The 24492-nt window shown below is 64.8% G+C and carries 23 protein-coding genes and 1 rRNA gene; 18 read left to right on the forward strand and 6 right to left on the reverse strand.

Annotated elements, in window-relative coordinates; all coding sequences use genetic code 11:
• The 16 genes from VKT51_13275 to recN form a co-directional block, all read left to right on the forward strand.
• Positions 1-401, forward strand: a 401-nt coding sequence (locus tag VKT51_13275; protein ID HLJ85135.1) for an undecaprenyl-diphosphate phosphatase, incomplete at its 5' end; no start/stop codon positions are given.
• 7 nt (positions 402-408) lie between these two features.
• On the forward strand, positions 409-891 hold the full coding sequence (gene moaC / locus VKT51_13280) for a cyclic pyranopterin monophosphate synthase MoaC (GenBank protein HLJ85136.1): 483 nt from the start codon (positions 409-411) through the stop codon (positions 889-891).
• Positions 891-1382 carry a MogA/MoaB family molybdenum cofactor biosynthesis protein gene (locus tag VKT51_13285; protein ID HLJ85137.1) on the forward strand — a complete coding sequence of 164 codons (492 nt, stop codon included), beginning with the start codon at positions 891-893 and terminating at the stop codon, positions 1380-1382. Before moaC ends, VKT51_13285 begins: the two co-directional genes overlap by 1 nt.
• A gap of 35 nt (positions 1383-1417) precedes the next feature.
• Entirely contained in the window at positions 1418-2752 is a 1335-nt protein-coding gene (locus VKT51_13290; protein ID HLJ85138.1) for a folylpolyglutamate synthase/dihydrofolate synthase family protein, read from the forward strand.
• On the forward strand, positions 2739-3578 hold the full coding sequence (folP, locus tag VKT51_13295; GenBank protein HLJ85139.1) for a dihydropteroate synthase: 840 nt from the start codon (positions 2739-2741) through the stop codon (positions 3576-3578). The genes VKT51_13290 and folP overlap by 14 nt, the downstream gene beginning before the upstream one ends.
• A gap of 6 nt (positions 3579-3584) precedes the next feature.
• Positions 3585-3935 (forward strand): dihydroneopterin aldolase, encoded by a 351-nt coding sequence (folB, locus tag VKT51_13300; protein HLJ85140.1) that lies wholly within the window; start codon positions 3585-3587, stop codon positions 3933-3935.
• Positions 3932-5203, forward strand: a complete 1272-nt coding sequence (gene folK, locus VKT51_13305) for a 2-amino-4-hydroxy-6-hydroxymethyldihydropteridine diphosphokinase (GenBank protein ID HLJ85141.1) — start codon at positions 3932-3934, stop codon at positions 5201-5203. The genes folB and folK overlap by 4 nt, the downstream gene beginning before the upstream one ends.
• 81 nt (positions 5204-5284) lie before the next feature.
• The gene (locus VKT51_13310; protein ID HLJ85142.1) at positions 5285-5818 is read left to right on the forward strand and encodes a hypothetical protein; all 534 of its coding nucleotides are present in this window, start codon (positions 5285-5287) and stop codon (positions 5816-5818) included.
• Between the two features lies 1 nt (position 5819).
• Complete coding sequence (gene accC / locus VKT51_13315; GenBank protein ID HLJ85143.1) at positions 5820-7181, forward strand: acetyl-CoA carboxylase biotin carboxylase subunit; 1362 nt, start codon at positions 5820-5822, stop codon at positions 7179-7181.
• Positions 7182-7186: 5 nt separating this feature from the next.
• Complete coding sequence (gene nusB, locus VKT51_13320) at positions 7187-7720, forward strand: transcription antitermination factor NusB (GenBank protein HLJ85144.1); 534 nt, start codon at positions 7187-7189, stop codon at positions 7718-7720.
• Positions 7717-9786 carry a PBP1A family penicillin-binding protein gene (locus VKT51_13325; GenBank protein HLJ85145.1) on the forward strand — a complete coding sequence of 690 codons (2070 nt, stop codon included), beginning with the start codon at positions 7717-7719 and terminating at the stop codon, positions 9784-9786. The genes nusB and VKT51_13325 overlap by 4 nt, the downstream gene beginning before the upstream one ends.
• 90 nt (positions 9787-9876) lie before the next feature.
• Entirely contained in the window at positions 9877-11250 is a 1374-nt protein-coding gene (xseA, locus tag VKT51_13330) for an exodeoxyribonuclease VII large subunit (GenBank protein HLJ85146.1), read from the forward strand.
• The gene (xseB, locus tag VKT51_13335; GenBank protein HLJ85147.1) at positions 11231-11497 is read left to right on the forward strand and encodes an exodeoxyribonuclease VII small subunit; all 267 of its coding nucleotides are present in this window, start codon (positions 11231-11233) and stop codon (positions 11495-11497) included. The genes xseA and xseB overlap by 20 nt, the downstream gene beginning before the upstream one ends.
• Positions 11409-12308: a TlyA family RNA methyltransferase gene (locus VKT51_13340; GenBank protein HLJ85148.1), complete on the forward strand. Its 900-nt coding sequence runs from the start codon at positions 11409-11411 to the stop codon at positions 12306-12308. The genes xseB and VKT51_13340 overlap by 89 nt, the downstream gene beginning before the upstream one ends.
• Complete coding sequence (locus VKT51_13345) at positions 12305-13213, forward strand: NAD(+)/NADH kinase (protein HLJ85149.1); 909 nt, start codon at positions 12305-12307, stop codon at positions 13211-13213. Before VKT51_13340 ends, VKT51_13345 begins: the two co-directional genes overlap by 4 nt.
• The gene (recN, locus tag VKT51_13350; GenBank protein HLJ85150.1) at positions 13188-14918 is read left to right on the forward strand and encodes a DNA repair protein RecN; all 1731 of its coding nucleotides are present in this window, start codon (positions 13188-13190) and stop codon (positions 14916-14918) included. The genes VKT51_13345 and recN overlap by 26 nt, the downstream gene beginning before the upstream one ends.
• A gap of 72 nt (positions 14919-14990) precedes the next feature.
• Here the strand turns inward: recN and VKT51_13355 are convergent, their stop codons facing one another.
• Genes VKT51_13355 through VKT51_13380 form a run of 6 tightly spaced genes read right to left on the reverse strand, consistent with a single transcriptional unit; the run spans position 14991 to position 22910 of the window.
• A complete protein-coding gene (locus tag VKT51_13355; GenBank protein ID HLJ85151.1) occupies positions 14991-15389 on the reverse strand; it encodes a response regulator in 399 nt (132 codons plus the stop codon).
• Entirely contained in the window at positions 15389-16462 is a 1074-nt protein-coding gene (locus VKT51_13360; protein HLJ85152.1) for a chemotaxis protein CheB, read from the reverse strand. Before VKT51_13360 ends, VKT51_13355 begins: the two co-directional genes overlap by 1 nt.
• Positions 16459-18819 (reverse strand): response regulator, encoded by a 2361-nt coding sequence (locus tag VKT51_13365; GenBank protein ID HLJ85153.1) that lies wholly within the window; start codon positions 18817-18819, stop codon positions 16459-16461. The genes VKT51_13360 and VKT51_13365 overlap by 4 nt, the downstream gene beginning before the upstream one ends.
• A gap of 26 nt (positions 18820-18845) precedes the next feature.
• Positions 18846-20483, reverse strand: coding sequence for a methyl-accepting chemotaxis protein (locus VKT51_13370; protein HLJ85154.1), 1638 nt, complete (start codon positions 20481-20483; stop codon positions 18846-18848).
• On the reverse strand, positions 20480-21493 hold the full coding sequence (locus VKT51_13375) for a chemotaxis protein CheW (GenBank protein ID HLJ85155.1): 1014 nt from the start codon (positions 21491-21493) through the stop codon (positions 20480-20482). The genes VKT51_13370 and VKT51_13375 overlap by 4 nt, the downstream gene beginning before the upstream one ends.
• Complete coding sequence (locus VKT51_13380; GenBank protein ID HLJ85156.1) at positions 21486-22910, reverse strand: CheR family methyltransferase; 1425 nt, start codon at positions 22908-22910, stop codon at positions 21486-21488. The genes VKT51_13375 and VKT51_13380 overlap by 8 nt, the downstream gene beginning before the upstream one ends.
• A gap of 299 nt (positions 22911-23209) precedes the next feature.
• On the opposite strand from VKT51_13380, the gene VKT51_13385 reads away from it, so the two are divergent.
• Together VKT51_13385 and VKT51_13390 are read left to right on the forward strand one after the other, a co-directional pair.
• Positions 23210-23671 carry a carboxypeptidase-like regulatory domain-containing protein gene (locus tag VKT51_13385; GenBank protein HLJ85157.1) on the forward strand — a complete coding sequence of 154 codons (462 nt, stop codon included), beginning with the start codon at positions 23210-23212 and terminating at the stop codon, positions 23669-23671.
• 396 nt (positions 23672-24067) lie between these two features.
• A 16S ribosomal RNA gene (locus tag VKT51_13390) occupies positions 24068-24492 on the forward strand; the annotation flags it as partial.

Here is a 24492-nt window from a genome sequence, read left to right on the forward strand (position 1 = left end):
TGAGCCAGATCGCCGGTATCGTTCCGGGGGGATCGCGTTCCGGTTTTTCCATATGCGCGGGCATGTTCGCCGGCTTGACGCGCGAAGAGGCATCGCGGTTCTCCTTCCTCATGGCCGGACCGGCGATCCTCGGCGCGGCGATTTTCGAACTGCCGCGCGTTCTCGGCCACGGAAAAGTCGAGCCTGGCGCCACGATGTCGGGTATCGCAAGCCTCAGCGCAGCGCCGGAATCGCACCTCGTCATCGCGATCGGCACGATCGTCGCGTTTGTGAGCGGCCTGCTCGCCATCCGATTCTTCATGCGCTTTGTCAGCGATCACCGTCTGACGCCGTTCGCCGTCTATTGCTGGGCGTTCGGCCTTTTCATGCTCGGCGTTATCGGGATCCGTCACGGAACGTAGCCAGGTCGTGCGACCACGCAAGTCGGCCCTGACGCACATAACCCGCGATGGCAGCGCCCGCATGGTCGACGTCGACGAAAAACCTATTACCAAACGCGTGGCCGTGGCACGTGCGCTCGTGCGGATGTCCGCCGCAGCGCGGCGCGCCTTGAAGGCCGGCTCATTGAAAAAGGGCGACGCTCTCGCCGTGGCACGCATCGCCGGTATCGGCGCAGCCAAGCGGACGTCCGAACTCATCCCGCTCTGCCACTCGCTGCCGCTGAGTTCCGTCGACGTTGAGATCGCTTTTGAAGGTCGCGATGCCGTGCGCATCGAGTGTCAAGCGCGCTGCACGGGCAAGACCGGCGTCGAGATGGAAGCGCTCACCGGTGCGGCCGTCGCCGCGCTCACGATCTACGACATGTGCAAGGCTGTGGACCGCGCCATCACGATCGAGCGGCTCGAACTTATCGAGAAAAGCGGCGGCCGCAGCGGCGTCTTCAAACGCTGATGCGCGTCGCGCTCCTCGTGCTTTCGGATAAAGCGGCATCGGGCGCGCGGGCCGATGCATGTCTGCCGGCCCTGCGCGACGGCTTACCGCAAGGCGCGACGATCTCGCGCGAAGCGATCATCGCAGACGATCGGCTGACGATCGCCGCGACCCTGCGCGAGTGGTGCGACACGGACGTCGCCGACGTCGTGCTCACGTCGGGTGGTACCGGGCTCGGCCCGCGCGATGTCACGCCGCAAGCCACCAACGACGTCGGCGACTACACCGTCCCCGGGATTCCCGAACGCTTGCGCGCGGCGAGCGTCGCGCAAATCCCGACGGCGATGCTCTCGCGCGCGACCGCCGTCGTCCGAAAGCGAACGCTCATCATCAACCTGCCGGGAAGTCCGCGCGCCGTGCGCGAAACGCTCGCCCTCATCGCAGGAGTACTGGCGCACGCGACCGAGCTTGTGCGCGGCGACTCGGGCGAACATGACATCGGATCGGCGTAGGGCCGGCCGGGTGTAGCGAAACGAGACGAGACTCGATGGATTTCAACGGTGCCATGCGGCTTCTCCAGAACGCGACGAACGAAAGTCTCTCGCGCCGTTATCCCGGCCGCTTAGACCGCATGCGCACGTTCTTGAAAGCGCTCGACAACCCCGAGAACGGCTTTCGCTCGATCCACGTCGGCGGCACTGCCGGTAAGGGCTCGACCGCCACGATGTGCGCGGCCATTCTGCAGGCCGCCGGCCTCAAAGTCGGCCTGCACACGAAGCCGCACTTGCACTCGGTGACCGAGCGCGTCCGCATCGACGGCGTTCCGATCGGCGACGAGCGCTTCGCCGAGCAGCTGTCGGCAATGCTCCCGGCGATCGACGCGATGGCGGCGACGGAGTGGGGCAAGCCTTCTTATTTTGAGATCCTCGTCGCGCTCGCGTTTCGTACGTTCGCGGCTGAGCGAGTCGATGTCGGCGTGATCGAAGTCGGCATCGGCGGTACGCTGGACGGAACCAATGTGATCACGCCGCTCGTCTCGGTCCTCACTAACGTCGGCACCGATCACGCGGACGTTCTCGGCGACACGGTCGCTGCGATCGCGATCGATAAGAGCGGCATCATCAAAGACAAGATTCCATCCGTCACGGCTGCCGAGCATCCTGACGCGCTCAAGGTGATCCGTGAAGCCGCGGCGCGCCAGCGTTCCCCGCTCACGATCGTGCAGGAGGTCGCGCGCATCGAATCGCCGTCATCGCCGGGGCCGCTCGGGCAGCCGGTCACGATCACCACAGACCTGGGTGAGTACGGCTTCGAGCTGCCGGTTCTCGGCGGCTTCCAACTGCTGAACGCCGCAACCGCGATCGTGGCGTGCGAGCGCATCAAGTCAGAGCTTGCCTTCACCGAACCGGATGTCGCCCGCGGCATGGAATCGCTGAGCCTCGCCGGCAGGATGGAGTACTATCCCTCGCGACCGGCGCTCGTCTTCGACATCGCGCACAACGCAGAGAAGGCGATGGCGCTTCGTCAAGCGCTCGAACGGCATTTCCCTGGGCGGCGGCTGACGTTCGTCGTCGCCATCGCCGACGGCAAAGATGCGCCCGGCATGATCGCCGCATGGGATGGGCTACCGGCGCAGTTCGTCTTCACGACGTTTCCGGAATCGCACCTGCGTCCCGTGCGCCCGCACAATCTCGCGCTGATCGCGCAGGGGCGCGGGTTGCCGGCTCGCGTCGTCGAGAACGCCGAGGAGGCTCTCGCCATCGCGCGGCGCATCGCCGGCGCAGACGACCTCATCGTCGTCAGCGGATCGACGTATATCGTCGGGGAGTTGCGGCAGTGGTTCTTGGAAAACGTCGGCGGTTCACGCCGTGCTCCGGTCTGATCTGAAGACGCTCGCGCCGCTTGTGATCCGCGGCGCGACATTCGCGTGGGGTTCGCGCACGTATCTCATGGGCATTATCAACGCGACGCCCGATTCATTCTCCGGCGACGGCCTTCACAACGATGCCGGTGCGGCGGCGGAGCGCGCGCTCTCGTTCGTCGCGGCCGGATGTCACGTGCTCGACATCGGCGGCGAGTCGACGCGACCCGGACACGTGCCCGTGGATGAAGCCGAGGAATTGAGACGCGTTGTTCCGGTGATCCGAGCGGTGCGGTCTGCCGTCGCCGCGCCGATCTCGATCGATACGTTTAAGCCCGCGGTGGCACGCGCGGCGCTCGACGCGGGAGCCGACATCATCAACTGCGTGTGGGGCGCGATTCCCGGAATCTCCGACGCCGCGGCGGAGAGCCGGGCTCCGCTCATCGTGATGCACAATCGGGCCGCACCGGACTACACCGGCGACGTCGTCGCCGAAGTGATCGCGTCGCTCGAACGCTCGGCTCGCGATGCGCAAGCGTTCGGCGTGCCGGCTCACCACATCATCGTCGATCCGGGCATGGGATTCGGTAAGACCGCAGCCCACAACATCCAGATCCTCCGGCGGCTGCGCGAGCTGACATCGGCGCTGCCCTACGCGGTGCTCGTGGGCACATCGCGCAAATCGTTCATCGGTCACCTGACCGGTCTGCCTGTGGAGCGGCGTGCGTTCGGCACGGCAGCCTCGGTCGCGCTCGCCATCGCCGCCGGAGCCGACATCGTTCGCGTCCACGACGTCGCGGAGATGTCGACGGTCGCGGCCGTCGCCGACGCCATTGTGAGATCCTAAAGGGCGATGAAAGCGACGATGCGCGTCACCGGCATGCACTTCGTCGGCCGGCACGGCGCAAATCCGGGCGAGAAAGAGCGGCCGCAGCCGATCGACGTAGACGTAGAGGTCATCACCGACGCGGCGTCGGCCATCGCAAGCGATGCGTTGGCCGACGCCGTGGATTACGATGCGATCGTCCAGACCTGCCGGCGGATCGTGATGCAGCGATCGTTCACGCTGCTCGAGGCGCTGGCGGCCGCCTGCGTCGACGCGATCATGGCCGACGAGCGCGTGTGCAGCGCGCGGGTGCGCGTACGCAAGCCGGCGCTGTTGGATGGCGCCACGCCGGAGATCGAAGTATCCCGCACGAGATGACGCCGCATCGCGCGTTTATCGGAATCGGATCGAACCTCGATGATTCCGCGGGCTACGTGCGCGAGGGATTCGCGGCGCTTGCGGCTCTCGGGCGCGTGACGGCTGTCTCCGATCTGTACCTCACGCGGCCGTGGGGAAAAACCGATCAACCTTCGTTTGTCAACGCTGTCGCCGAAATCGAAACGGACCGCAGCGCTCCTGCGTTGATCGCGGAGCTGCTCGAATTGGAACGCGATATGGGAAGAGTTCGCGGCGAGCGCTACGGTCCGCGCACGATCGATTTTGATCTGCTGTTATATGACTCGCTGCGCTCGTCGGATCCAGGGTGCAGCGTGCCCCATCCCGAGCTGGCGCGGCGCGCGTTCGCGCTCGCGCCGCTTGCTCAAATCGCAGCCGGCGTGACGGTGCCCGGCGCTGACGCGACCGTGGGCGAACTTCTCGCGGCTCTTCCCGATGAAGAGCGAGCCGGCGTTCGCAGGCTGGCGGGCACGGCACATCCCGCGCCTGCGCCGCGACTCGACTACGACGCGCCGGCCGGAGCCGGCGCCGGCTATGCCGATCTGCGTCCCTTCTCAGGCTTCGATCGAGCGGTGCTCGAGGCTGCGCTGCGCGCACTGGGAGATATCGCTGGGCGGCGCGTGCTCGATATCGGTTGCGGCACGGGCCGCTTCACACGCGAACTGGCCGCGCGCGGCGCATTCGTCACCGGCATGGATAGCAGCGAAACGATGCTTGCGCAGGCGATGTCGCACGCTGCGCCGGCCGATCGGCGCGCCCCGGAATACGTGCTGGGCGACGCAAACCTCGCTCTGCCCGGCGCCGAGTACGATGCTGTGACCGCATTTTACGCGGTGCAATACCTTGAGATCGGTGCGGTGTTCAGGCGTGTGAAGCGCGTGCTCAGAGGCGGCGGCGTGTTAGCTCTCGCGACATTTCCGCATCGGCACTTCGTCGAATCCGTATTCGCGCGCTATTTCCCTTCGATGGCGGCGATCGATCTCGCACGCTTCCCGAGTCAGCAGCACGTGCAAGCGGAACTACTGTCAGCGGGTTTCGAGGACGTGCGAACGGCGGCGATCGTCATGGAACTGCGCGATCCGCCCGGACCGCTGCTCGAGAGGGTCGAGAAAAAATATCTGTCCTCATTTCACTTGCTCGGCGAACGCGAATTCAGCGATGGCGTTGCGGCGATGCGCTCCGATTGGCACGGGTTGAAGGAAGTGATCCGCTCAGCGCGTTCGATCGTGGTCTCCGGCCGCGCACCATAACGCGGGATTGCATTGGCCACAGCGGTTCGCTGCATGCGCCCACAACAGGCGCAATGCGGCGCCGAGGCGAAAGAATGCCGCGTGACCGAAAATAGCGACGGCGAAGCTTCCGAAGAGCTGGCTTCGTTTGTAGCCATGCGAGTCGCTCCGCTCGCCAAGGCGTTTGCGCAGACTCCGCTGATGCGAATCCGAGTACGAACGCCCGAAGGTTGGGTGACGCTCGAGAAATCCGCGCACAAGAGTTCCGACGCCGCCCGCCCGACCGTGGCGCGCCCGGGTCACGTGCCGCGCATTCAAGAAGGCGAACCCGGCCGCGCGTACGACACGATCAACGCGGAGACGGTCGGTGTGTTCCGTTCAGCGTCGCATGCAGCCGAGTTCGGAGAGCGCATCGAAGGCGACCGCGTCCTCGGCTACGTCGAGGCCCTGAGGTTGCGCAACCCCGTGACGGCGACATCGCCGTGCTGGTTCGTCGCCCAAGCCGTCGAAGATGGCCAAGCGGTCGAGTTCGGCGAGGTGCTCTTCGTCGTGGAACGCGGCGAGGCGCCCCCGCAGCCCGAAGCCCCCGCCCCCGCCGAAAACGGCGCCGCTGCCATCGAGCCTCCGCGGATCTGACGTGTTCGGAAAAGTATTGATCGCCAATCGCGGCGAGATCGCCTTGCGCGTCATCCGCGCGTGCCGCGAACTAAACGTGAAAACCGTCGCGATATTCTCGGAAGCGGATCGCAATTCGCTGCACGTGCGCTACGCCGACGAAGCGTTCTGCGTCGGGCCGGGCCAGAGCGCGCGCTCGTATCTCAACGTTCCGAATATCATCGGCGCCGCGGAGGTCGCGGGCGTCGACGCGATCCATCCCGGCTACGGCTTTCTCTCGGAGAACGCCAGCTTCGCCGAGATATGCACGTCGCATGGGATCAAATTCATCGGTCCGCCGGCGTCGGCGATCTCGCTCATGGGTGACAAAGCAAACGCAAAGCAGCGCATGCTGGAAGCCGGCGTTCCGGTCATCCCCGGATCGGGTATCATCGAATCGTTGCCGGTCGCGAAGAAGTTCTGTTCCGAGGCCGGCTATCCGGTGCTTATCAAAGCCACCGCCGGCGGCGGCGGCAAGGGGATGCGCATCGTCGGCCGCGACGCAGACCTCGGCGCCGGCCTCGCGGCGGCAAGCGGCGAGGCTCAGGCGGCGTTCGGAAACGCCGGCGTCTATATCGAGAAGCTCCTCGTGCACCCGCGCCATATCGAAGTGCAGGTTTTGGCGGACGAATACGGTCACGTCATCCACATCGGCGAGCGTGACTGTTCCGTCCAAAAACCTTCGCACCAGAAACTGCTGGAAGAAGCGCCTGCGCCGCACCTCGATGCCGACGTGCGCACAAAGCTCTGCGAGGCCGCGGTTCGCGCGGCGCGCTCGTGCGAGTACACGAATGCGGGCACGCTCGAGTTCCTGGTCGCCGACGACGGACGCTTCTATTTCATGGAGATGAATACGCGCATCCAGGTCGAGCATCCGATCACCGAGGTCGTCTACGGCGTGGATCTCGTGAAGTGGCAGATCCGCATCGCCGCCGGCGAGCGATTGACGATCCGCCAAGAAGACGTGCGAGCGCGCGGCCACGCGATCGAATGCCGCATCAATGCGGAAGACCCCGACAACAAATTCACGCCGGCGGCGGGCAAATTGGGAAGCGTGCTCATGCCCGGCGGTCCGGGCATCCGGGTGGACACGCATATCTATAGCGGCACGGAAGTCCCGCCCTACTACGACTCGATGCTCGCGAAGATCACGGCATCCGGGCGCGACCGCGCGGAAGCGATCGCGCGCATGCGCCGCGCCCTCGCCGAGATCGAGGTGCGCGGCGTCGCGACGACCACCTCCATGCACGAGCGCATTCTGAATCATCCATCATTTATCGCAGGCCGCACGCACGTGACCTGGCTGCGCGAAGAAGTGCTGGCGCGCCAGGCCGTCGGTGCATAAGTCGAATGGCGGCTGAACGGCGCGAGCACCGCGTCGCGCTCGAGATCCTCTACGCGGTGGACATCGGCAACATGTCGCTCGAAGACGTCCTCGTGCAAGCGCGCGACGAGGTGGGCGTCTTCGGCCGCGGCGATCTGGCGGCCGCGGAGGATCCGTACGAACCCGAGTATCCCGCGATCGATAGACGCGCCGACGCGCCGCGCAGCACCGATTGGCCTCTCGTCGAGCGGCTCGTGCGCGGCACGCTCGCGAGCAAGGCTGAGCTCGAGGCGGAGTTGACGCCGCACTTGCATCGTTGGAAGATGGCCCGCTTGCCCGGCGTCGACCGGCTCGTCTTGGATCTCTGCGCGTGGGAACTGCGAAATCGTCCGGACGTCGACGCTGTCTCGGTCATCAACCACGCGGTCGAACTCGTGCGGCGCATGTCGAGCGACGCGAGCGTCGCGTACGTCAATGCAGTGCTTGATGCGTTCTCTAAATCGCCGGCGCGCGGCACGCTCGACTCAAGCGCGCCGATTCTCGAGACGAACGGCGCATGAAGACGTTTTTCGCCGTGACAGCGCTCGTGATCGCCGGGCTGATCATCTGCGCCGCGATCGCCGCGGCGGTGATCTTCGACGACTACGGACGCAATCTGCCGAGTATCGATCGGCTTTCGGATATCGAGCCCGCCGCCACGACGCGCGTGCTTGCAAGCGACGGCACGGTGCTCGCACGGCTTTACGACAAAGACCGCGTCTACGTCCCGATCACGCAGATCCCGGCGGTGATGCGCGAAGCTATCGTCGCGACGGAGGATGAACGTTTCTACGAGCACCACGGCGTGGATCTGCGCGGCATCGCGCGCGCTGCGTTCGCGGACTATCGCCACGAACAGATCACGCAAGGCGCGAGCACCATCACGCAGCAGCTCGCGCGAAATCTCTTCCTCACGAACGAGCAGACGATACGAAGGAAGATCGCCGAAGCGCTGCTCGCAATGCAGATCGAACGGTACTATACGAAGGACGAGATCCTCGAACGCTATCTGAACCTCATCTACTTCGGCGCAGGCGCGTATGGCGTGCAGGCCGCCAGCCACGCTTATTTCGGTAAGGATGTCTCCAAGTTGACCCTCTCCGAAGCGGCGATGCTGGCGGGACTCGTCGCGGCGCCCTCCGCGTATTCCCCGTACGCGGATTTGCAGGCGGCGCGCGATCGCCAGAGCCACGTCCTCGATCGCATGGTCGCCGCCGGATACGTGACCCAGGCGCAGGCGGATGAAGCTTCGAGAGCGCCGCTGCACTTGGTCGGCGCAAGATCGACCGGCGTGGAAGCCTATAAGTTTCCGTATTTCACGACGTACGTCATCGCGCGGCTCGAGCAGATCTTCTCGCCCGATCAATTGCTGCATGGCGGTCTGACGGTCTACACCTCGCTCGACACGCGGCTCGAGACCATCGCGCAGAAGTCGGTGACCCAAGGCGTTGCCGCGGGCCTGTCGGAGGGCTATGGCATGCACGAAGGGGCGCTCGTGGCCGAAGACCCGCGCACCGGCGAAATCAAAGCGATGATCGGCGGCGTCGGGTTCTCGGCGAAGAGCCAATTCAATCGCGCGTGGCAAGCACGGCGCCAGCCCGGCTCTTCATTCAAAGGATATGTGTACTCGGCCGCGGTCGATCGCGGAGTACCGGTGTCCTCGATCTACGCCGACACCCCCGTGACGTTTCCGGCCGGCGACGGCAGCGAGTACAGCCCCACCGACGACGATCATCGCTTCTTGGGGAATATGACGCTGCGACGCGCCTTCGCGCTGTCGCGCAACGTCGTCGCGGTGAAGCTGGCGCAAGACATCGGCATCGACAACGTCGTCGACTACGCGCACAAGATGGGCATCACCGAGAATCTCGAACCCGATCTTTCGCTCGCGCTCGGCACTGCCGTCGTGGCGCCGATCGATATGGCTTCGGGCTATTCGACGATCGCCGACGGGGGTGTTTTCACGCCGCCGAGCGCTATCCGTTATGTCACGGACAAGTATGGATCCACGATCTACGATGCCCGCTATCCGGAGCGGCGCGTGGCGTTGAGCGCCGGCAGCGCGTATATCATGACGTCGCTCATGGAAAGCGTCATCGAAGAAGGCACCGGATATCCAAACGCGATCATCGACCGGCCGGCCGCCGGCAAGACCGGCACGACGTCGGATTTCCGCGACGCTTGGTTCGTCGGCTTCGTGCCGCAACTCACTGCGGCCGTCTGGGTGGGCAACGATGACTACTCGAAGATGTATGAGTCGTACGGCGGCAACGTGCCGGCGAGGATTTGGGCCGCGTTCATGAAGTCGGCGCTCAAAGGCGTGCCTGTCGTCGATTTCGGCTCGCCGCCGGCGGATGTCGAGACCGCTCGCGTTTGCCCCGGGCAGAACCGGCGCGCGCTTCCCGGCCAGGGCGGTGTTTCCGAATACTTCCTTAACGGCACCGCGCCGCTCGGCTACTGCGAACCGGTGCATGCCGTCGTCGCGCGAAAGAACGCCATTCAGATGGGCCCGCGAGCGGACGACGCTGTGCAGCAGTGGCAGGCCACGCCAACGCCGTTTCCGGTCCCCGTCCCCTCGCCGACATGACGCAGACGCCAATGTTGGGCGGACCTTTATGGTCCGCCGGGATTTCGTAGTAGGGCAAGCATCGCTTGGCTAAAAGACGAAGGCCGACATATGCGCGCAACTTCGCTGTTCGACGAGCCCGCGATCACCGTGGGCGACCTGTGCCGGTCCATCAGGATCGCGCTCGACGGTGCCTTTCCGCGGCGGGTGCGCGTGACGGGCGAAGTATCGGCCTGCAAGCGTTATCCGAGCGGCCACGTCTACTTCAACCTCAAAGACGCCGATGGATTGGTCGCATGTGTCGCGTGGCGTTCGACGGTGCAGCTCCTCAGCGTCGCCCTTCCCATCGCCGACGGCACCGCTGTGGAGATACTCGGCCGCGTGTCCATCTACAAAGAACGCAGCCAGTTCCAGCTGACCGTCGACGACATCGTGCCGGTCGGGCACGGCGCGTTGCATGTCGCGTTCGAGCGGCTCAAGGAGAAGCTGCGCTGCGAAGGCCTGTTCGACGCCGAGCGCAAGCGTCAGCTGCCTGCGTTTGTCGCACGCGTCGCCATCGTCACGAGCCGCGACGGCGCCGCATTGCAAGATTTCCTCACCTGCTGCCGCAGAAGGGCCGGTCACGTGGAAGTGATCCTCGTGAAGGCGCCCGTCCAGGGCGACGCGGCGGCGCCCGGCCTCGCGCGCGCGATACGGCGCGCAGGGCGGCTTAAGGTCGACGTCGTCGTCGTCGCGCGCGGCGGCGGATCGATCGAAGATCTCTGGGCGTTCAACACCGAATCGGTCGCGCGCGCGATCGCAGCGAGCTCGCGTCCGGTGATCAGCGCGGTCGGGCACGAGACCGACTTCACGATCGCCGACTTCGTGGCCGACCTGCGCGCGCCCACGCCGACAGCCGCGGCAGAAATGATCACCCTCGACACGGCCGCGCAGCTCCGCGTCCTTGCGGCGCTCTCCGGCCGGCTGGCTCGCGCGTTGAGGCGCGCGCTGGCGGAAAACGGCGACGCGTTCGCGCGCGTGCGCCGCGACCTGCTCGCGGCGCCGCAGATGTTCGTCGGCGGGCAGGCGCAGACACTCGATGGTCTTACCGACGGATTGCGCCGCAGCGATCCACGGCGCCGGCTTCGCGATGTGCGTAAGCGTATAGACAACTCGGTCGTGCGGATGCGCTCGGCCGGCCCGCGCATGTTGCGCGCCGCTCGCACGGAGATCGCCACGTTGCGCCGCGATCTTTCGGACGTCACCGCGCGCGGATTTGCCCGCAGGGCCGCCGCGCTTGACGTGGCGTCCGCTAAACTGGCCGCGCTCGGACCGCGCGCGACGCTCGCTCGCGGTTACGCGATCGTGCACGACGAACAGGGCCGCGTGTTGACGGAAGCCGGTGCCACCGCGATCGGACGACGGATCGGCGTGACGTTGCGTCGCGGCTCGCTTGGCGCGGCGGTGACGGAGATCGAGGAGACGGATGACGAAGTCAAAGGATAAGACGGCCGGCGCTGAGGCGCCGACATTCGAGAAGGCGCTTGCGCGGCTCGAGGTCATCGTAGAACGGCTCGATGACGGCAACCTCGGCCTCGACGAATCCATCGCTCTTTTCAAAGAAGGGACGCAGCTCGCAAAGCTCTGCCGCGACAAGCTCGCGCATGCGGAAGTGCAAGTCCGGGAGGCGCTGCACGATTCCGGCGAGGACGACGACTCCGGCGAGGACGACGGATCTGACGAAGAGTCCTGATGAGAAACGGCGCCTTGACGTTGCGGTCGCGCAGCGGCTCGGCTGTTCGAGGCGGCGCGCGCAAGCGCTGATCCTCGCAGGCAAAGTCCGCGTCGGTGCTAACGGCGAGTCGCGTAAGGCGGGTAGCCTCGTAACCGCAGACGAGACCATCGCAGTAGAAGAGGAAGAGCGCTTTGTCGGCCGCGGCGCCAGCAAACTTGAGAAGGCGCTCGACGACTTCGGCTGGCAGGTCGAGGGTCTGCGTTGTCTCGACGTCGGCGCCTCCACCGGCGGCTTCACCGACTCGCTTTTGCAGCGCGGGGCCGCGAGCGTCTCGGCGGTGGACGTCGGCTACGGCCAGCTCGCCTGGAAGCTGCGAACCGATCCGCGCGTCACCGTTCACGAACGCTGCAACTTCCGCCACGCCGACGTCCGAGCGCTTGGCGCACCGTTCGCGTTTGCATGCGTCGATGTCTCATTCATCTCGATCGCCAAGCTTGCCCCGAATCTCGCCGCTGCACTCGAGACGGGCGGCCGTCTTGTCGCCCTCATCAAGCCGCAATTCGAAGTCGGGCGAGCCGCGGTCGGAAAGGGCGGAGTCGTCCGCGATCCCGTCAGTCACGTGAACGCCATCGAATCGGTGATCGTAAGCCTGAGATCTGTCGGCCTTGTCGCCGCGTGTCTCACGCATTCACCGATAAAGGGGCCGGCCGGCAATATCGAATTCCTGCTCGGTGCGATTCGCAAGAGCGCGGACAGCGTTGCGGAAGATGCATGCACGGTAGATGCGGCGGGTGCGGTGCAGCGCGCTCACGAAGCGCTCGCGCGATGAGTCGTCGCGCCGTGAAAAACCTCGCGCTATTCGTGGACGCAGAAAGGCCGGCGGCGATCGAAGCCGCGCGCGTCGCGGTGAAGGTCGCGAAGGACGGCGGGGCCACCGTGCAATTACATGCCGACCATGCAGCCGCCATGGCAGACGGCGCGCATGTGGCGCCGAACTTCCCGCAGGGAGCGGACGTGCTCGTCTCGTTCGGCGGCGACGGCACGTTGCTTCAAGGAGCACATCTCGCGGCTCCGCTTGACATCCCGATCCTCGGCGTTGATTTCGGGCAGATGGGTTTCCTGACGAATTTCGATCGTCGCGACTATCGCGATGGGCTCGCGCGCATCGTCCGCGACGGGATCGCAACCGAAGAGCGCATTGCTCTCGAGGCAACGGTCCACGGCGACTCGCGGACGTTCTTCGCGCTCAACGATATTCACATCGATCGCAAGCAGCACGGCCGCACGCTCACATTCGGCATCGAGATCGGCGGTGAGCGTGTTGCCGATCTGCCGGCCGACGGGATCGTCGTCTCGAGCCCGACCGGCAGCACGGCCTATTTCCTATCAGCCGGCGGGCCGATTCTCGCTCCACGGCTCGACGCCATCGCACTCGCGCCGATCTGCCCGCACACGCTTTTCTCGCGGCCGCTCGTCGTTCGCTCCGACGAGCGCATCCGCGTGACCGTGCCGCGCGGCGGAGCAGGCACGCAGCTCTTCGCAGACGGCCGCCACGAGGTCGACCTGCCCGGCGGAAGCGTGGTCACCGTGCTGAAGGCTGCGCGGCCGGTGCGCTTCGTCGCTTCGGATACGCGGCTTTTCTTTCACGTCCTCGAGCGAAAGCTGCACTGGGGTTCGTCGATCAAGCGCACGCTGGAAGCGGACGCTCATGAGAGCCACGACCGCAGCCGTTAAGGGCGCGCTCCGCTCGCTCTCCGTCGAAGGTTTCGGACTGATCGAACGCACCGCCGCCGAACTGGGTGCCGGACTCAATGTGTTCACGGGCGAGACCGGCAGCGGAAAATCCATGGTCATCGACGCCCTCGGCTTTGCCTTCGGCGACCGCCGCGGTGCAGACATCGTGCGGACCGGTGCGGCGCGAGCGGCGGTTTTCGTCGAGCTCGAGATCGACGATCGAACCGCGACGTGGCTCGCCGAGAACGCATTCGCCGACGACGAACACGATGAAGGAGCAGGGCTTGTCGTCTCGCGCGAGATGACCGCGCAAGGCCGCTCGGCCGCCCGCATCAACGGCCGACCGGCCACGGCCACGCAACTGCGCGAGCTCGGCGACATCGTGCTCGACATCGTCGGCCAGCACGAACATCAACAGCTGCTCATGCCGGCGCGCCACCTCGCGCTGATCGATGCGTTCGCGGGCCCACGAGCGGCGGAACTGCGCGCCGAATGTGCGCGGGCACACGCGGCTCTCGCCGCCACCGATGCCGAGATGAACGAGCTTCGCGAACAAGGCCAGCGCCACGATCGCCTGCTCGAAGACGCTCGATTCGCGGCGCGCGAGATCGCCGCGGCTGCGCTCGTCGACGGCGAGCTCGAACGCCTGCGCGAGCGGCGCGTGATGCTTGCGAATGCGGCGAAGATCGCCCAAGCCGTCGGCACCGCGCTCGAGCGCTTAGATGATCCGGATCGCGGCGCCGTCATGGGCCTCGGCCACGCCGCAAAGGCGATGGACAACGTCGCGTCGTTCGGCGACAAGCTCGCCGCCGCCGCGCAATCGATCCGCGATCTGCAGAGCGCCGCGCAAGACATCGCCGCATCGATCGCGGAATTGGCTGAAGAAGGGGCAGCGGACGCGGGCGATCTCGAAGCGGTTGCCGACCGCATCGCCCTGATCGAAGACCTCATGAAGAAATACGGAGGCTCGGCGGCCGACGTCATCGCGGCCGGCTCGCGATTTTCCGAACAAGCGGAAAAGCTGGAAAAGCGAGACGAGGAAGCGGCGCGCCTCGAAAAGGAACGCCGCGCGCACAATGCCGCGCTCGAAGCGGCGGCGGCGAAGTTGACAAAGGTACGCGTTGCCGCCGCCCAGACGCTGCAAGGCCGCGTTCAAGAAGAACTCCGCGAATTGGCGATTCCAGCGGCCACGTTTCGTTGCGCGGTCGACCCTCGTCCAGCCGGCATCGGAGCCGGCGGCGCAGATCACGTGGAGTTCTTCGCCGCCCTCAACCCGGACGAGCCGGAGCGGCCGATCGCCAAAGCCGCATCCGGTGGAGAGCTATCGCGGTTGCTGCTCGCGCTCAAGATGGCGTTCGCGCACGTCGACCCGCATCCGGTCGTCGTCCTCGATGAGATAGACGCCGGCGTCGGCGGAGCGGCGGCACGAAGAGTTGGTTCGCGCATCGATCATCTCGCTAAGGCTGTCCAGGTCTTGTGCGTCACCCATCTTGCCCAGATCGCCGTGTTTGCCGACACGCACATCGCACTCACCAAGAACGTGCGCAAAGGCAAGACGTTCGTTGAGGCCACTCGACTGGCAGAACGTGCGCAGATCCGGTCGGAGATCGCGCGAATGCTTGCCGGAGACGAGCAGGCCGCCGAAGCTCTGCGCCATGCAGACGCGTTGCTTCGCGAAACCCGCCACGCCTCGCCGTCGCAGTAGGGCAAGCATCGTTTGCCCAAAAAAATAGGGCCGACTTGCGTCGGCCCCTTCAAAATTCCGTAAAATGAAGAACTACGTGCCGAGGCCCTCGGCGTCGGGCGCCTTGCCGCTCAATAGATCCTCAACCGCTTTGACCAGTTTGGTTGCGTCGGCGCTCTTGGCCACGTAAAGGTCCGCCCCGGCGTGCTTGCGCCAGTATTGATCGTGCGTCTCGCCGAGACCGCTCATGAGGATCACCGGCGTCTGTGCAGTCGCGGGCGCATCTTTGATCTGGCGGCACAACTCGTATCCGTCCATCATCGGCATGATGACGTCGGCGACGACGAGATCCGGCGTCTCGGCGGTGATCATCTTCAACGCCGTGCGTCCGTCGGGAGCGGTCAGCACGCGGTATCCCGCACGCTGCAGCGCGAGCTTCAACGCGAATGACTGCGTGACGCTGTCATCCACGAGCAGCACGGTCTGGCTCATCAGGTGATCCTTTCGTGTCGGGCAGCCAGTTTTCGCAGGCGCCCGGCGATGACTCTTGGTTCGGCGAAAGCTTCGACGGCTCCCAGCCGTCCTGCGGCCGCCGGCATTCCGAAAACAGTAGAGCTGCGCTCGTCCTGCGCAAACGTCTTTGCGCCCTTCGTGCGCAATTTCAGCAGACCCTCGGCGCCATCCCTACCCATGCCCGTCAAGAGCACGCCGGCGCAACGCGACTTGTACGTGTCGGAGGCCGAAGCGAATAGCGCATCAGCCGAAGGCGAGGTCGCGCGCTTCTCCGCACTCACCGCCTTGACGCGCAGACGGCCGCCTGGACCGAAGACGAGATCGGCTCCAGATGGGGCGACATACGCGCGGCCTCGCGCCGGCAGGATGCCGTCTTCCGCAAGCGCGACGCGCATCGGCGTCTCCTTGTCGAGCCAGCGCACGAGCCCTTCGACGAAGGGCGCCGCGATATGCTGTACGATGATGACCGGCGCTGCGAAGTCGGGACCAAGGCCCGTGAGAAGATCCACAAGAGCAAGCGGCCCACCGGTCGATGCACCGACGACGACGCACTCGAGCGCGCCGTTCGTCTCGATGGGCTGCGGCCGCGGAGCTGTGCCGTTTGTCGAAATCCGCAATGGCGACTCGTGCGTCGGCACGGCGTGCGCAAGCGCGAGCGTGGCGATGCGCTGGTTGAGATCCGGGAAGAACGCCCGTAGTTCGTTTTCATCGCCGGCCGGTTTGACGATGACGTCCGCCGCGCCGGCGGCGAGCGCGAGGAACGGCAGAGACTCCGTACCGGCCGTGCCAAGCGTGCTGATCACGATGATAGGCGTCTGACGTACGTGCCGCACGCGCTGAATGACTCGCAAGCCGCTCTCATCGGGAAGCATAAGGTCGAGCGTGATCACGTCGGGTTGCAGCCGATTGAACATCTCGATCGCGTCGCGCACCGTCGTGGCTATCCCGACGACCGCGAGCCGATTGTCCTGTGCGATACCCTCGGAGAGAATCCGGCCCGCGACCGGCGAATCTTCGACGATCAGCACGCGCGCCCAACGCGTTTTCGTCACGCGACCAGCCGTTCGACCGTCTCGAGCAATTGCGTCTCGTTGAATAGACCCTTGACGATGTACGCATCGGCTCCGAGCTCAAGGCCGCGACGCCGCTCTTCCTCTTTGGAAAGCGACGTGACGAGGACGACCGGCATGGACGAGTATCGCGGATCGCGTTTGACGCGTTCGCAGAACTCCCAGCCGGACATGTTCGGCATTTCGAGGTCGCTCATGATGCAATCAAATGAAGCGCCGGCGAGTTTGTTCCATGCATCCGCGCCGTCGATCGCAGTCTCGACTTCGTAGCCTGCGCTGATCATGATATTGCGGAGCAGCGTGCGCGTCGTGAGCGAATCGTCGGCGATGAGGAGCCGGCGTTTGACATTTGTCTTCTCGTGCACGATCGCGCCCGCCGCTCCCCGGTCGTATGCGTTGCGCACGAGCAATCCGCCGTCGAGCACGCAGAGCGGCTGCCCGGACAGTGAGATCGCATAGCCGGCGACGCCCGGCACACGGCCGAGCGGGCGGGGCATCTGCTTGACGATCACTTCTGAAAGCCCGTCAAGCGCGTCGACGACCACCGCTGCCTTGCGTTCGCCGTCCGTGATCACGATCGCGGGCACGACGCCGTCGCGTCCGAAAAAGACCTGCGCGGGTCCGCCGGCGATACTCGCGAGTGGAATGACCGGCATGATCTCTTCGCGGACCGACACCGTGATGCGCCCCTCGACGTTCACGACGTGTTCGGGTTTGATCAGGACGGCTTCGTGGATATCGGTCTGACGCAGGTAGACTTCGGTCGCCCCAGCGCGCACCGCCAGAACAGAGGAGGTGAGCAGACTGACCGGCACGCGCAGCACGAACCGCGTGCCAGAGCTCGTTCCGCTCTCCACGTGATAACTGCCGCGGAGCTGAGCCACGCGGTCGGCGACGACGTCCAAACCCACGCCGCGCCCGGAGATCTCGTCGGTCGTCTGCGCCGTCGAGAAGCCTGGTTTGAAAAGGTACTGGGTCAAACGCTGGTCTGAGAAAACCGTCGCTTCTTCTGCGGTGGCCAGCCCGCGCTCGACCACTTGGCGCCGGACGGCGTCGATATCGATTCCTGCGCCATCGTCTTCGACCGTTATCGTCGCGCTCGCCGTGCCCGTGGAGACCGAGACCCGCACGGTTCCTCTCGACGGCTTGCCCGACAGCAGACGAATCTCCGGAAGCTCGATGCCGTGCGCGACGGCATTGCGCACGAGATGGAGCAGCGGCTCCTTGATCGCCTCGAGCACGACCTTATCCAGCGCAACGTCGCCGCCCGAGATGACGAGGTCGGCTTGTTTCTCCTGCAGCAGCGCGACATCGCGCACGATGCGCGCGAGAGGCTGAAGCACGGTGGCGGCAGGCAGCATGCGAAGGTCGGCGAGGCGATCCCGCAGATCTTCGAGCAGGCTGAAACGGCGAAGGTCGCGATCTTTGACCTGGGCCGCGGCATCAGTCAATTCTTGCCGGCGGCGTTGCAGGTCGTCGAGAAGCTGGGCGGCGCCCGCGCTGACGTGCGAACCGAGGTGCGCGCGCAATGCGTCCATCGCTGCGGCGACGCGGCCCGCGACCGCTCCTAGTTTTTCCAGATCGTTCTCGTCGGCCGCGAATTGACGCAGCAGCTCGCCGCGCAGCGCGATCAGCCGGTCGATCTTTTCTGCGCCGACGCGAACTGTGTCTCCGGCGGTCTCGTCGCGCGCTCCAGCCCGCGCCTCGGCGGCCGGAGCCGGTTCGGGCCGAGCGATCGGCGCGTCCGGCGGCGCAAACGGCGTCACGGGACCTCGCTGTGCGGCCGCTGCACGTTTGCCATTCTTCTTGACGTGTTTAGACTTGCCGTTGGTCACCGACTTGCCGTTCGCAGCCGTGCTGCCGTTCGCGGCCGTGCTGCCATTCGCGGCCCGCTTGCCGTTGGTCAACGCACCGTTTTTCGGCGCGCCTTCCTCAAATGTCACGGCGGCGCCGTCGAACTCCGCGATCCGGGCGAGCATCGCGCGCACGGGCACTTCAGCGACGCCTGTGCCGGTGCCCGAGTTCATGAGATCCGTCATCGCATCCGCGCCGTTGAAGATCAATGCGAGGACCGGTTTCGTGAGTGTCCGCGTGCCGTCGCGCACCTGCGCGAGCAGCGCTTCGAGACCGTGCGCGACCGCTTCGATGCCGGCGAACCCCACCATCCGCGCGGCGCCCTTGACGCTATGGACGCGCCGAAACGTCTCGTTAAGGGTCTGCGCATCGCCGGGATCCTGCTCGAGCGCCATGAGCAATCCGTTGAGCGCGCCGAGATGCTCGTCGCACTCCGTCCGGAAGATACCCTTGAGCTCTGCAAGCTCGTTCGGCGTCATTTCCATCGGTCGTCAGAATCCTTCGCCGGCCGTCAGATCCTGTACGCCGCGACGAGCCGCTTGAGGCCGAGCGCGAGATCGTTAAGCCTCGATGTGGCCTCCTGTGTCTGACCCGTCGCTGCGACGGTGTCGCGCATCGCGGCGTTGATGGACGTGATGCTCTGCGTCACCTGCTCGATGCTCTGCGATTGCTGCTTTGCCGCAAGCGCGATCTCTTGCATGGAGTCGACCGTGTGTTGGAGCGTTTCGATTATCTCCGCGATCGCCTGACCCGTCTGCGCGGCGTGGCTCGCGTTCTCATCGACGTTGCGGCTGCCTTCGATCATCGCCATGACGGATTCATCCGAGGCGCGCTGCACCTCGTGCGTCAGCGAGTCGATGCGTTCGGTCGCGGTCTTGCTCTGATCGGCGAGCTTGCGTATCTCTGCGGCCACGACCGCAAATCCGCGGCCCTGTTCGCCTGCGCGCGCGGCTTCTACAGCAGCGTTGAGCGCAAGCAGGTTGGTCTGCGCAGCGAAGTCCGCGACCGTGCGCGTGATGGTGCCGATCTGCGCGATCTGTTCGGACAAGTGAGCGATGCGGTCGGACGTGGCCCGGAAACGGTCGCGCAAGCTGAGCATCATGGCGACGTTCGTCTCGACGTCTGCCCGCCCGCGCCGCGCGATCTCGGCGCTCTCGATCGACTTCGATGAGACCGTCTCCGCTTGCGCCGACGTGTTCTGAGAAGCGCTGTTGAGTTCTTGGATCGTCTGCGAGATCTGGCTCATGGCGACCGATTGCTGGGTCGTCATCCGCTCCTGCTCTTGCGCTGTCGTCGCGATCTGCATGACGGCGACGGTCGATTCGTTGACGGCCTGCTGCACTTGCTGCAGCGAACCGCCGAGCTTTTCGACCATGTCGTTGACTGCGGCGCCGAGCTCTTCCAGCTCGTCCTCGGTCTTGATCTCCACCCGGCCCGTGAAATCGCCGGAGGCGATCAAATCCGCCGTCTTCGAGAGCAAGCCCGCAGCTGCGCTCACCTGCTTCACCGTGCGGAAGCCGATATAGAAAGCCACCGCGAGTGCGAGGCACGACGTGAGCACGAGGAGCATGATCAGCACTAAGACGAGATGCTGGGCGTTGGACTTCAACGCCGAACCTTGATCGGCGATCGCCTGCGTGAGTTTATCCTGCGCCTGGATGAACGACTGGAGTTTCGTGCGCTCCTCGACGAAGCCGCCGGCCACCGCTTGGCGCACGGATGTCGAACCGTCTTCCGCGCTTGTGACGATGTTCTCGACCATCGAGGACTCGTCGTTCGCGTTCTCGGTCAGCGTCTGGATGTCGTTCTTGAGCGCGCCGTTGTCCTGGCCGAAGCCGGACAGTTTGACGATATCGGCGGCGTACTTGGCCTTGCCGTCATCGTAGAGCCTGAGATCGTCGGTCTTGCCGGTGAGGCCCCATTGCGCGGCGCCGCCGATCATCTGCAGCACGTCGAGCCGGACGTTTTGCGCCGATTCCGAGATCGGCTGCAGTTCATCCGTGATCTGCTTTTCCGAATCGAAGATCATCTGCGGCAAGGTGACGGCCAAAGCGATCTGCACGAGCGTGATGCCGGCAAGCCACAAGAAGATGACGAGCATCTTCCGGCGGAGCGACTTCTCCGCTAGTAAGAAATCAAGACCGTTCAAGACGAACCCTCACTTCCAAGCACGAGTTGCGGCGCTGCGAGCAACGCCGTCACATCCAGCAACTGCACCGAACCGTACGCGCTCGCGTGGACCGAGAACGTGAAACGACCCGGCTGGTAACTCATATCGGCGGACGTCGCCAGCGATTCGAGGCCGACGAGTCCGTCGACCGCGATAGCCACGCGAACACCCGCGTGCGTCAAGACGATACCGCTGACGCGCGCCGGCAGCGGGCTGGGCGCTAGACCCAAAAGCGGTTTGATGTCGTACAGCGGCAGCGCGTCGCCGCGGCGGTTCACGAGCGAGACGCCGATCAACCCGCCGTTTGCGATGACGGGCGCATGTGCGAGATCGCGGAAGAACTCGATCACCGCGGAAACGGTGACCGCGTAGTACTGTCCGCCGATCGTGAAGACGGCGGCTTCGGTGCCGACGGCGGCTGCCTCGACCGGCACCGCGGCGAGCGCGGCGGTCCGTTCGGCGAGCGGAAGCTCGTCGTCCGTTTCGATCGCGAGCAGGCGCAGCGCGTCTTCCTCGACCCACGGATCCGGGAGCAAGAGTCCATCGACGTCCACGACGGCGCAAAGCTCAGGGCTCGCCGTGATGCCGGCGATGACATTCGTGTTGATCGGAGTATCGTCGAAGAGCGAATCGTTTCCGTCGAGCGCGTCCGTGGCGACGTCGATGAGGTGCTTGACCTCGTCGACGACGACGCCTACGGTGCGGCTGCCGGCATGCAGGAGCAGTAGACGATCCGACCCGGTGACGGCACGCGGCGCGATCCGCAAGCAGCGGCGGATGTCGGCGATCGGAATCGCCTCGCCGCGCACGAGCACGCCGCCCAAGATGCCGGGGCGCGCCGATGGGATCTGCGTGACGATCGGCGCTTCATGAATGGACACGAGCACGTCGATCGGAAAAGCCAGCTCGAACGTGCCAACGCGCGTGAGCAGGTGCGAGCGCTTTTCGGCCGTGCGCGAGCCGCGCCCCTGATGACGGAGGTCAAGCATCGACGTGTTCGCCGATCTCGGCGCGCAGCAGCGTGGTCAGCTCGCCGACGGTGAGATGATCGAACGGAAGCGCTTCGGCTTCAGCGGGCGCGCCCTCGAGTTGCGCAAGCGCGCGCGCGAACGCGAAGATCGCTTGGCGCTTGCGGTTGGTCATACCGTATAGGTTGCCGACTTGCCAGAGCGCCGGCACGAACACAGGGTCGAGGAACAACGCGCGGCGCAATTCGGTTTCGGCCTCGCGCAGGGCGCCTCGCGCCATCAGCAGCGCACCGGCGAGCACGTGCGGCTCGGGATCGATTGGTTCGGCCGCGATCGCGGCCGTTGCGTGCCGCTCGGCCTCTTCCATCTTACCTGCCTTGGCCGCGGCCATCGCTTCGGCGAGCAGCAGGCGGCAGCGATTCTTGTCCGGCGTCGGCTTGTGAGCGATTTCGGCAGCGACGTGCGCAGGTTGCGGTGCTCGTGCGATGTGTTTGCGATCGTGTGCGCGTTCGGTCTTCGGCTTGCGCGGCGGCACGGCAGGCGGCGCGATGCGAACTGCACTGACCGCGGGCTTACGGAAGACGACGCCGGCGTCATATCTCTCCGGGATCAGATCGCCGACAGCGAACCCGGCCGCTTCGCCATGTCCGAGGATCAGCACGCCCCCGGGCGAGACGCACGCAGCGAGGCGCTGGACGATAGCTTCGCGCGCCGCCTGCGTCATGTAGATGAGGACGTTGCGGCAGACGATGAGCTCGAACAAGCCCATGCCGTTCGGCGGATAGTTGGCGGCGTCGTTGAGATTATGCGTCTCAAAACGCACGAGCGATTTGACATCTTCGGGTACGCGGACGGTCTGCGCGCCCCCGGCGCAGAGAGTCACACGGCGAACGGGAGAAACGCCGCGCAGCGACCACTGTCCATAGACGCCGACGCGCGCCGCGGCGATCGCCTTCGGATTGATGTCCGTGCCGATGACCCGATAGCCTTCGGGGCCGAATGCGCGGTGCGCCAAAAGCGCGAGCGTATACGCTTCTTCGCCGGTCGAACATCCGGCGCTCCACATCCAGACCGGGCCGCCGAGCGCTGCGAGTCCGGGCATTAGCGTCGTCTCGACGAGCTGCCAGAGCTGCGCGTCGCGGAAAAGAAATGTTTCGCCGACGACGATCGCCGGCGCGACTGCCATCCACTCGGCGCGCGCCGCGGGACCGCCGGAGCTGAGGATACGCACGTAGTCGCTTTCGAGCACGCCGAGTGCGTTGGCACGCGCGCGACATGCCTCGGTGAACGCATCGAGCGTGTGCGGCGCAGCGCCCAGCCCTAATCCACGCTCGAGCAGATCGGAGAAATCGCGATCTGCTTTCGACGCAGTTGACAGCGCGAAGTCGCCGTCGCGCGGCGATTCGGCGAGTATCAAGTCGATTTCAGTCTCAGCCAAGTCCGTCATGCGCGGCTGTGGAAAAAAGCGCCGCGTCAGCCTTCTATAAGAAGTATCGGCGTCGTGAACGTGCCAGTACACGCTGCATGCGGGACTTGAATCGAGTGACGCGCGTCACTGCCGCGCCGCGATTTCGACGATTCCAAACAACCGCATCGATCATGAACGGCTCCCGTATGACGGACCCCGCCGCTCCGAAAAGGGGACAACGAGGTTAGACAACGCGCCAATTGTGGAAAGTATCGTGTAGGTAAACCGACGAAGATTCCCTCACACGTGATAACCGAAACGAGGGCCTCATGAAAATCGCACTTGGAATCGCCGCCTTGATGTGCGCAGCAGTTGCATTTGCGGCGCCGGCAACGGCATCGTGGTTCCACTCGAACGCGAAGGCGCAGATCAGCGGTCAAGTGGTGGACGATCGTTACGGCAAACCCCTTGAGGGCATCGACGTGATGGCGGTCTCGGCAGGCACGACAACCGTTGAGGCTTCAACGACTTCCGATAAAAATGGACGCTTTACGCTGCGCGGATTGCGCGCCGGCGATTACCGGTTGGTCTTCCAGCGCCCGGGATCCGGCCAGGCATATGTCGACGGAATAGCCGTCAGAGCAGACGACCATCTCGTCTTGATCTCGCCGTTCGCCGTTCCCAACGTCGCGGTGGCTCTGACCCAGGAAATCGGCATGCGGCCCCAGTGCGGCAAGCTTCTCCAGCCGGGCCAGACGGCCGACGTTTACGTGGTTTGCAGCGGCTATTAGGTTAGCCGCTGTCCCACTTGTCACGCTTGACTCTAGAGGGACACTAGTGGTAATATACCTTGGTGGCTCAGAGAGTCTGAGTCCGTTCTTTGAAAACTAAACAGCGCAAACGCGAATAAATTCGTGGGTCCCGAGAGCCGCAAGGAATTGGACTGGCTATATGCTGGTCTTTATTATTCTAAGGGGTTCAAAGGAAATCAATTCAAATGTCTGGGCGCCAGTGCTCAGACCCTCATCGGACTTGGCTTTAGCCCCTCCGATGTTGTAAGCGTTCGATGTCAAAATCGATCGCAAAGCTATAGAGCCTTTCAAAAAGCTCGTTGAAGATTTGGCACCGGACTGATGTGGGGCTGACCTTTATGGTCAGCCATGCAAACAGTTCGGTTGTCGTAAGATTTAATGGAGAGTTTGATCCTGGCTCAGGACTAACGCTGGCGGCGTGCCTAACACATGCAAGTCGAGCGGACACCACTTTGTAGCAATACAGATGAAGTGTTAGCGGCAGACGGGTGAGTAACACGTAGTCAACCTACCTTACCGTCCGGGATAACTAGCCGAAAGGTTAGCTAATACCTGATACGATCTTCGAGCGGCATCGCTTGATGATGAAAGCAGTAATGCGCGGTTTGAGGGGGCTGCGGCCCATTAGCTAGTTGGTGAGGTAACGGCCCACCAAGGCGACGATGGGTAGCTGGTCTGAGAGGACGACCAGCCACACTGGGACTGAGACACGGCCCAGACTCCTACGGGAGGCAGCAGTGAGGAATTTTCCGCAATGGGCGAAAGCCTGACGGAGCGACGCCGCGTGCACGAGGAAGGTC

The organism is Candidatus Eremiobacteraceae bacterium, from assembly GCA_035295225.1.
GTDB lineage: Bacteria > Vulcanimicrobiota > Vulcanimicrobiia > Eremiobacterales > Eremiobacteraceae > JABCYQ01.

Excerpts from the sequence above, each read along its gene's own strand:
- xseB (HLJ85147.1), top strand. The coding sequence starts at position 11,231 with ATGACGAAGTCAAAGGATAAGACGGCCGGCGCTGAGGCGCCGACATTC.
- VKT51_13285 (HLJ85137.1), top strand. The coding sequence starts at position 891 with ATGCGCGTCGCGCTCCTCGTGCTTTCGGATAAAGCGGCATCGGGCGCG.
- xseA (HLJ85146.1), top strand. The coding sequence starts at position 9,877 with ATGCGCGCAACTTCGCTGTTCGACGAGCCCGCGATCACCGTGGGCGAC.
- folB (HLJ85140.1), top strand. The coding sequence starts at position 3,585 with ATGAAAGCGACGATGCGCGTCACCGGCATGCACTTCGTCGGCCGGCAC.
- VKT51_13340 (HLJ85148.1), top strand. The coding sequence starts at position 11,409 with ATGCGGAAGTGCAAGTCCGGGAGGCGCTGCACGATTCCGGCGAGGACG.
- VKT51_13375 (HLJ85155.1), bottom strand. The coding sequence starts at position 21,493 with ATGCTTGACCTCCGTCATCAGGGGCGCGGCTCGCGCACGGCCGAAAAG.
- VKT51_13290 (HLJ85138.1), top strand. The coding sequence starts at position 1,418 with ATGGATTTCAACGGTGCCATGCGGCTTCTCCAGAACGCGACGAACGAA.
- VKT51_13385 (HLJ85157.1), top strand. The coding sequence starts at position 23,210 with ATGAAAATCGCACTTGGAATCGCCGCCTTGATGTGCGCAGCAGTTGCA.
- VKT51_13355 (HLJ85151.1), bottom strand. The coding sequence starts at position 15,389 with ATGAGCCAGACCGTGCTGCTCGTGGATGACAGCGTCACGCAGTCATTC.
- VKT51_13325 (HLJ85145.1), top strand. The coding sequence starts at position 7,717 with ATGAAGACGTTTTTCGCCGTGACAGCGCTCGTGATCGCCGGGCTGATC.
- VKT51_13365 (HLJ85153.1), bottom strand. The coding sequence starts at position 18,819 with ATGGAAATGACGCCGAACGAGCTTGCAGAGCTCAAGGGTATCTTCCGG.
- VKT51_13345 (HLJ85149.1), top strand. The coding sequence starts at position 12,305 with ATGAGTCGTCGCGCCGTGAAAAACCTCGCGCTATTCGTGGACGCAGAA.
- nusB (HLJ85144.1), top strand. The coding sequence starts at position 7,187 with ATGGCGGCTGAACGGCGCGAGCACCGCGTCGCGCTCGAGATCCTCTAC.
- folK (HLJ85141.1), top strand. The coding sequence starts at position 3,932 with ATGACGCCGCATCGCGCGTTTATCGGAATCGGATCGAACCTCGATGAT.
- recN (HLJ85150.1), top strand. The coding sequence starts at position 13,188 with ATGAGAGCCACGACCGCAGCCGTTAAGGGCGCGCTCCGCTCGCTCTCC.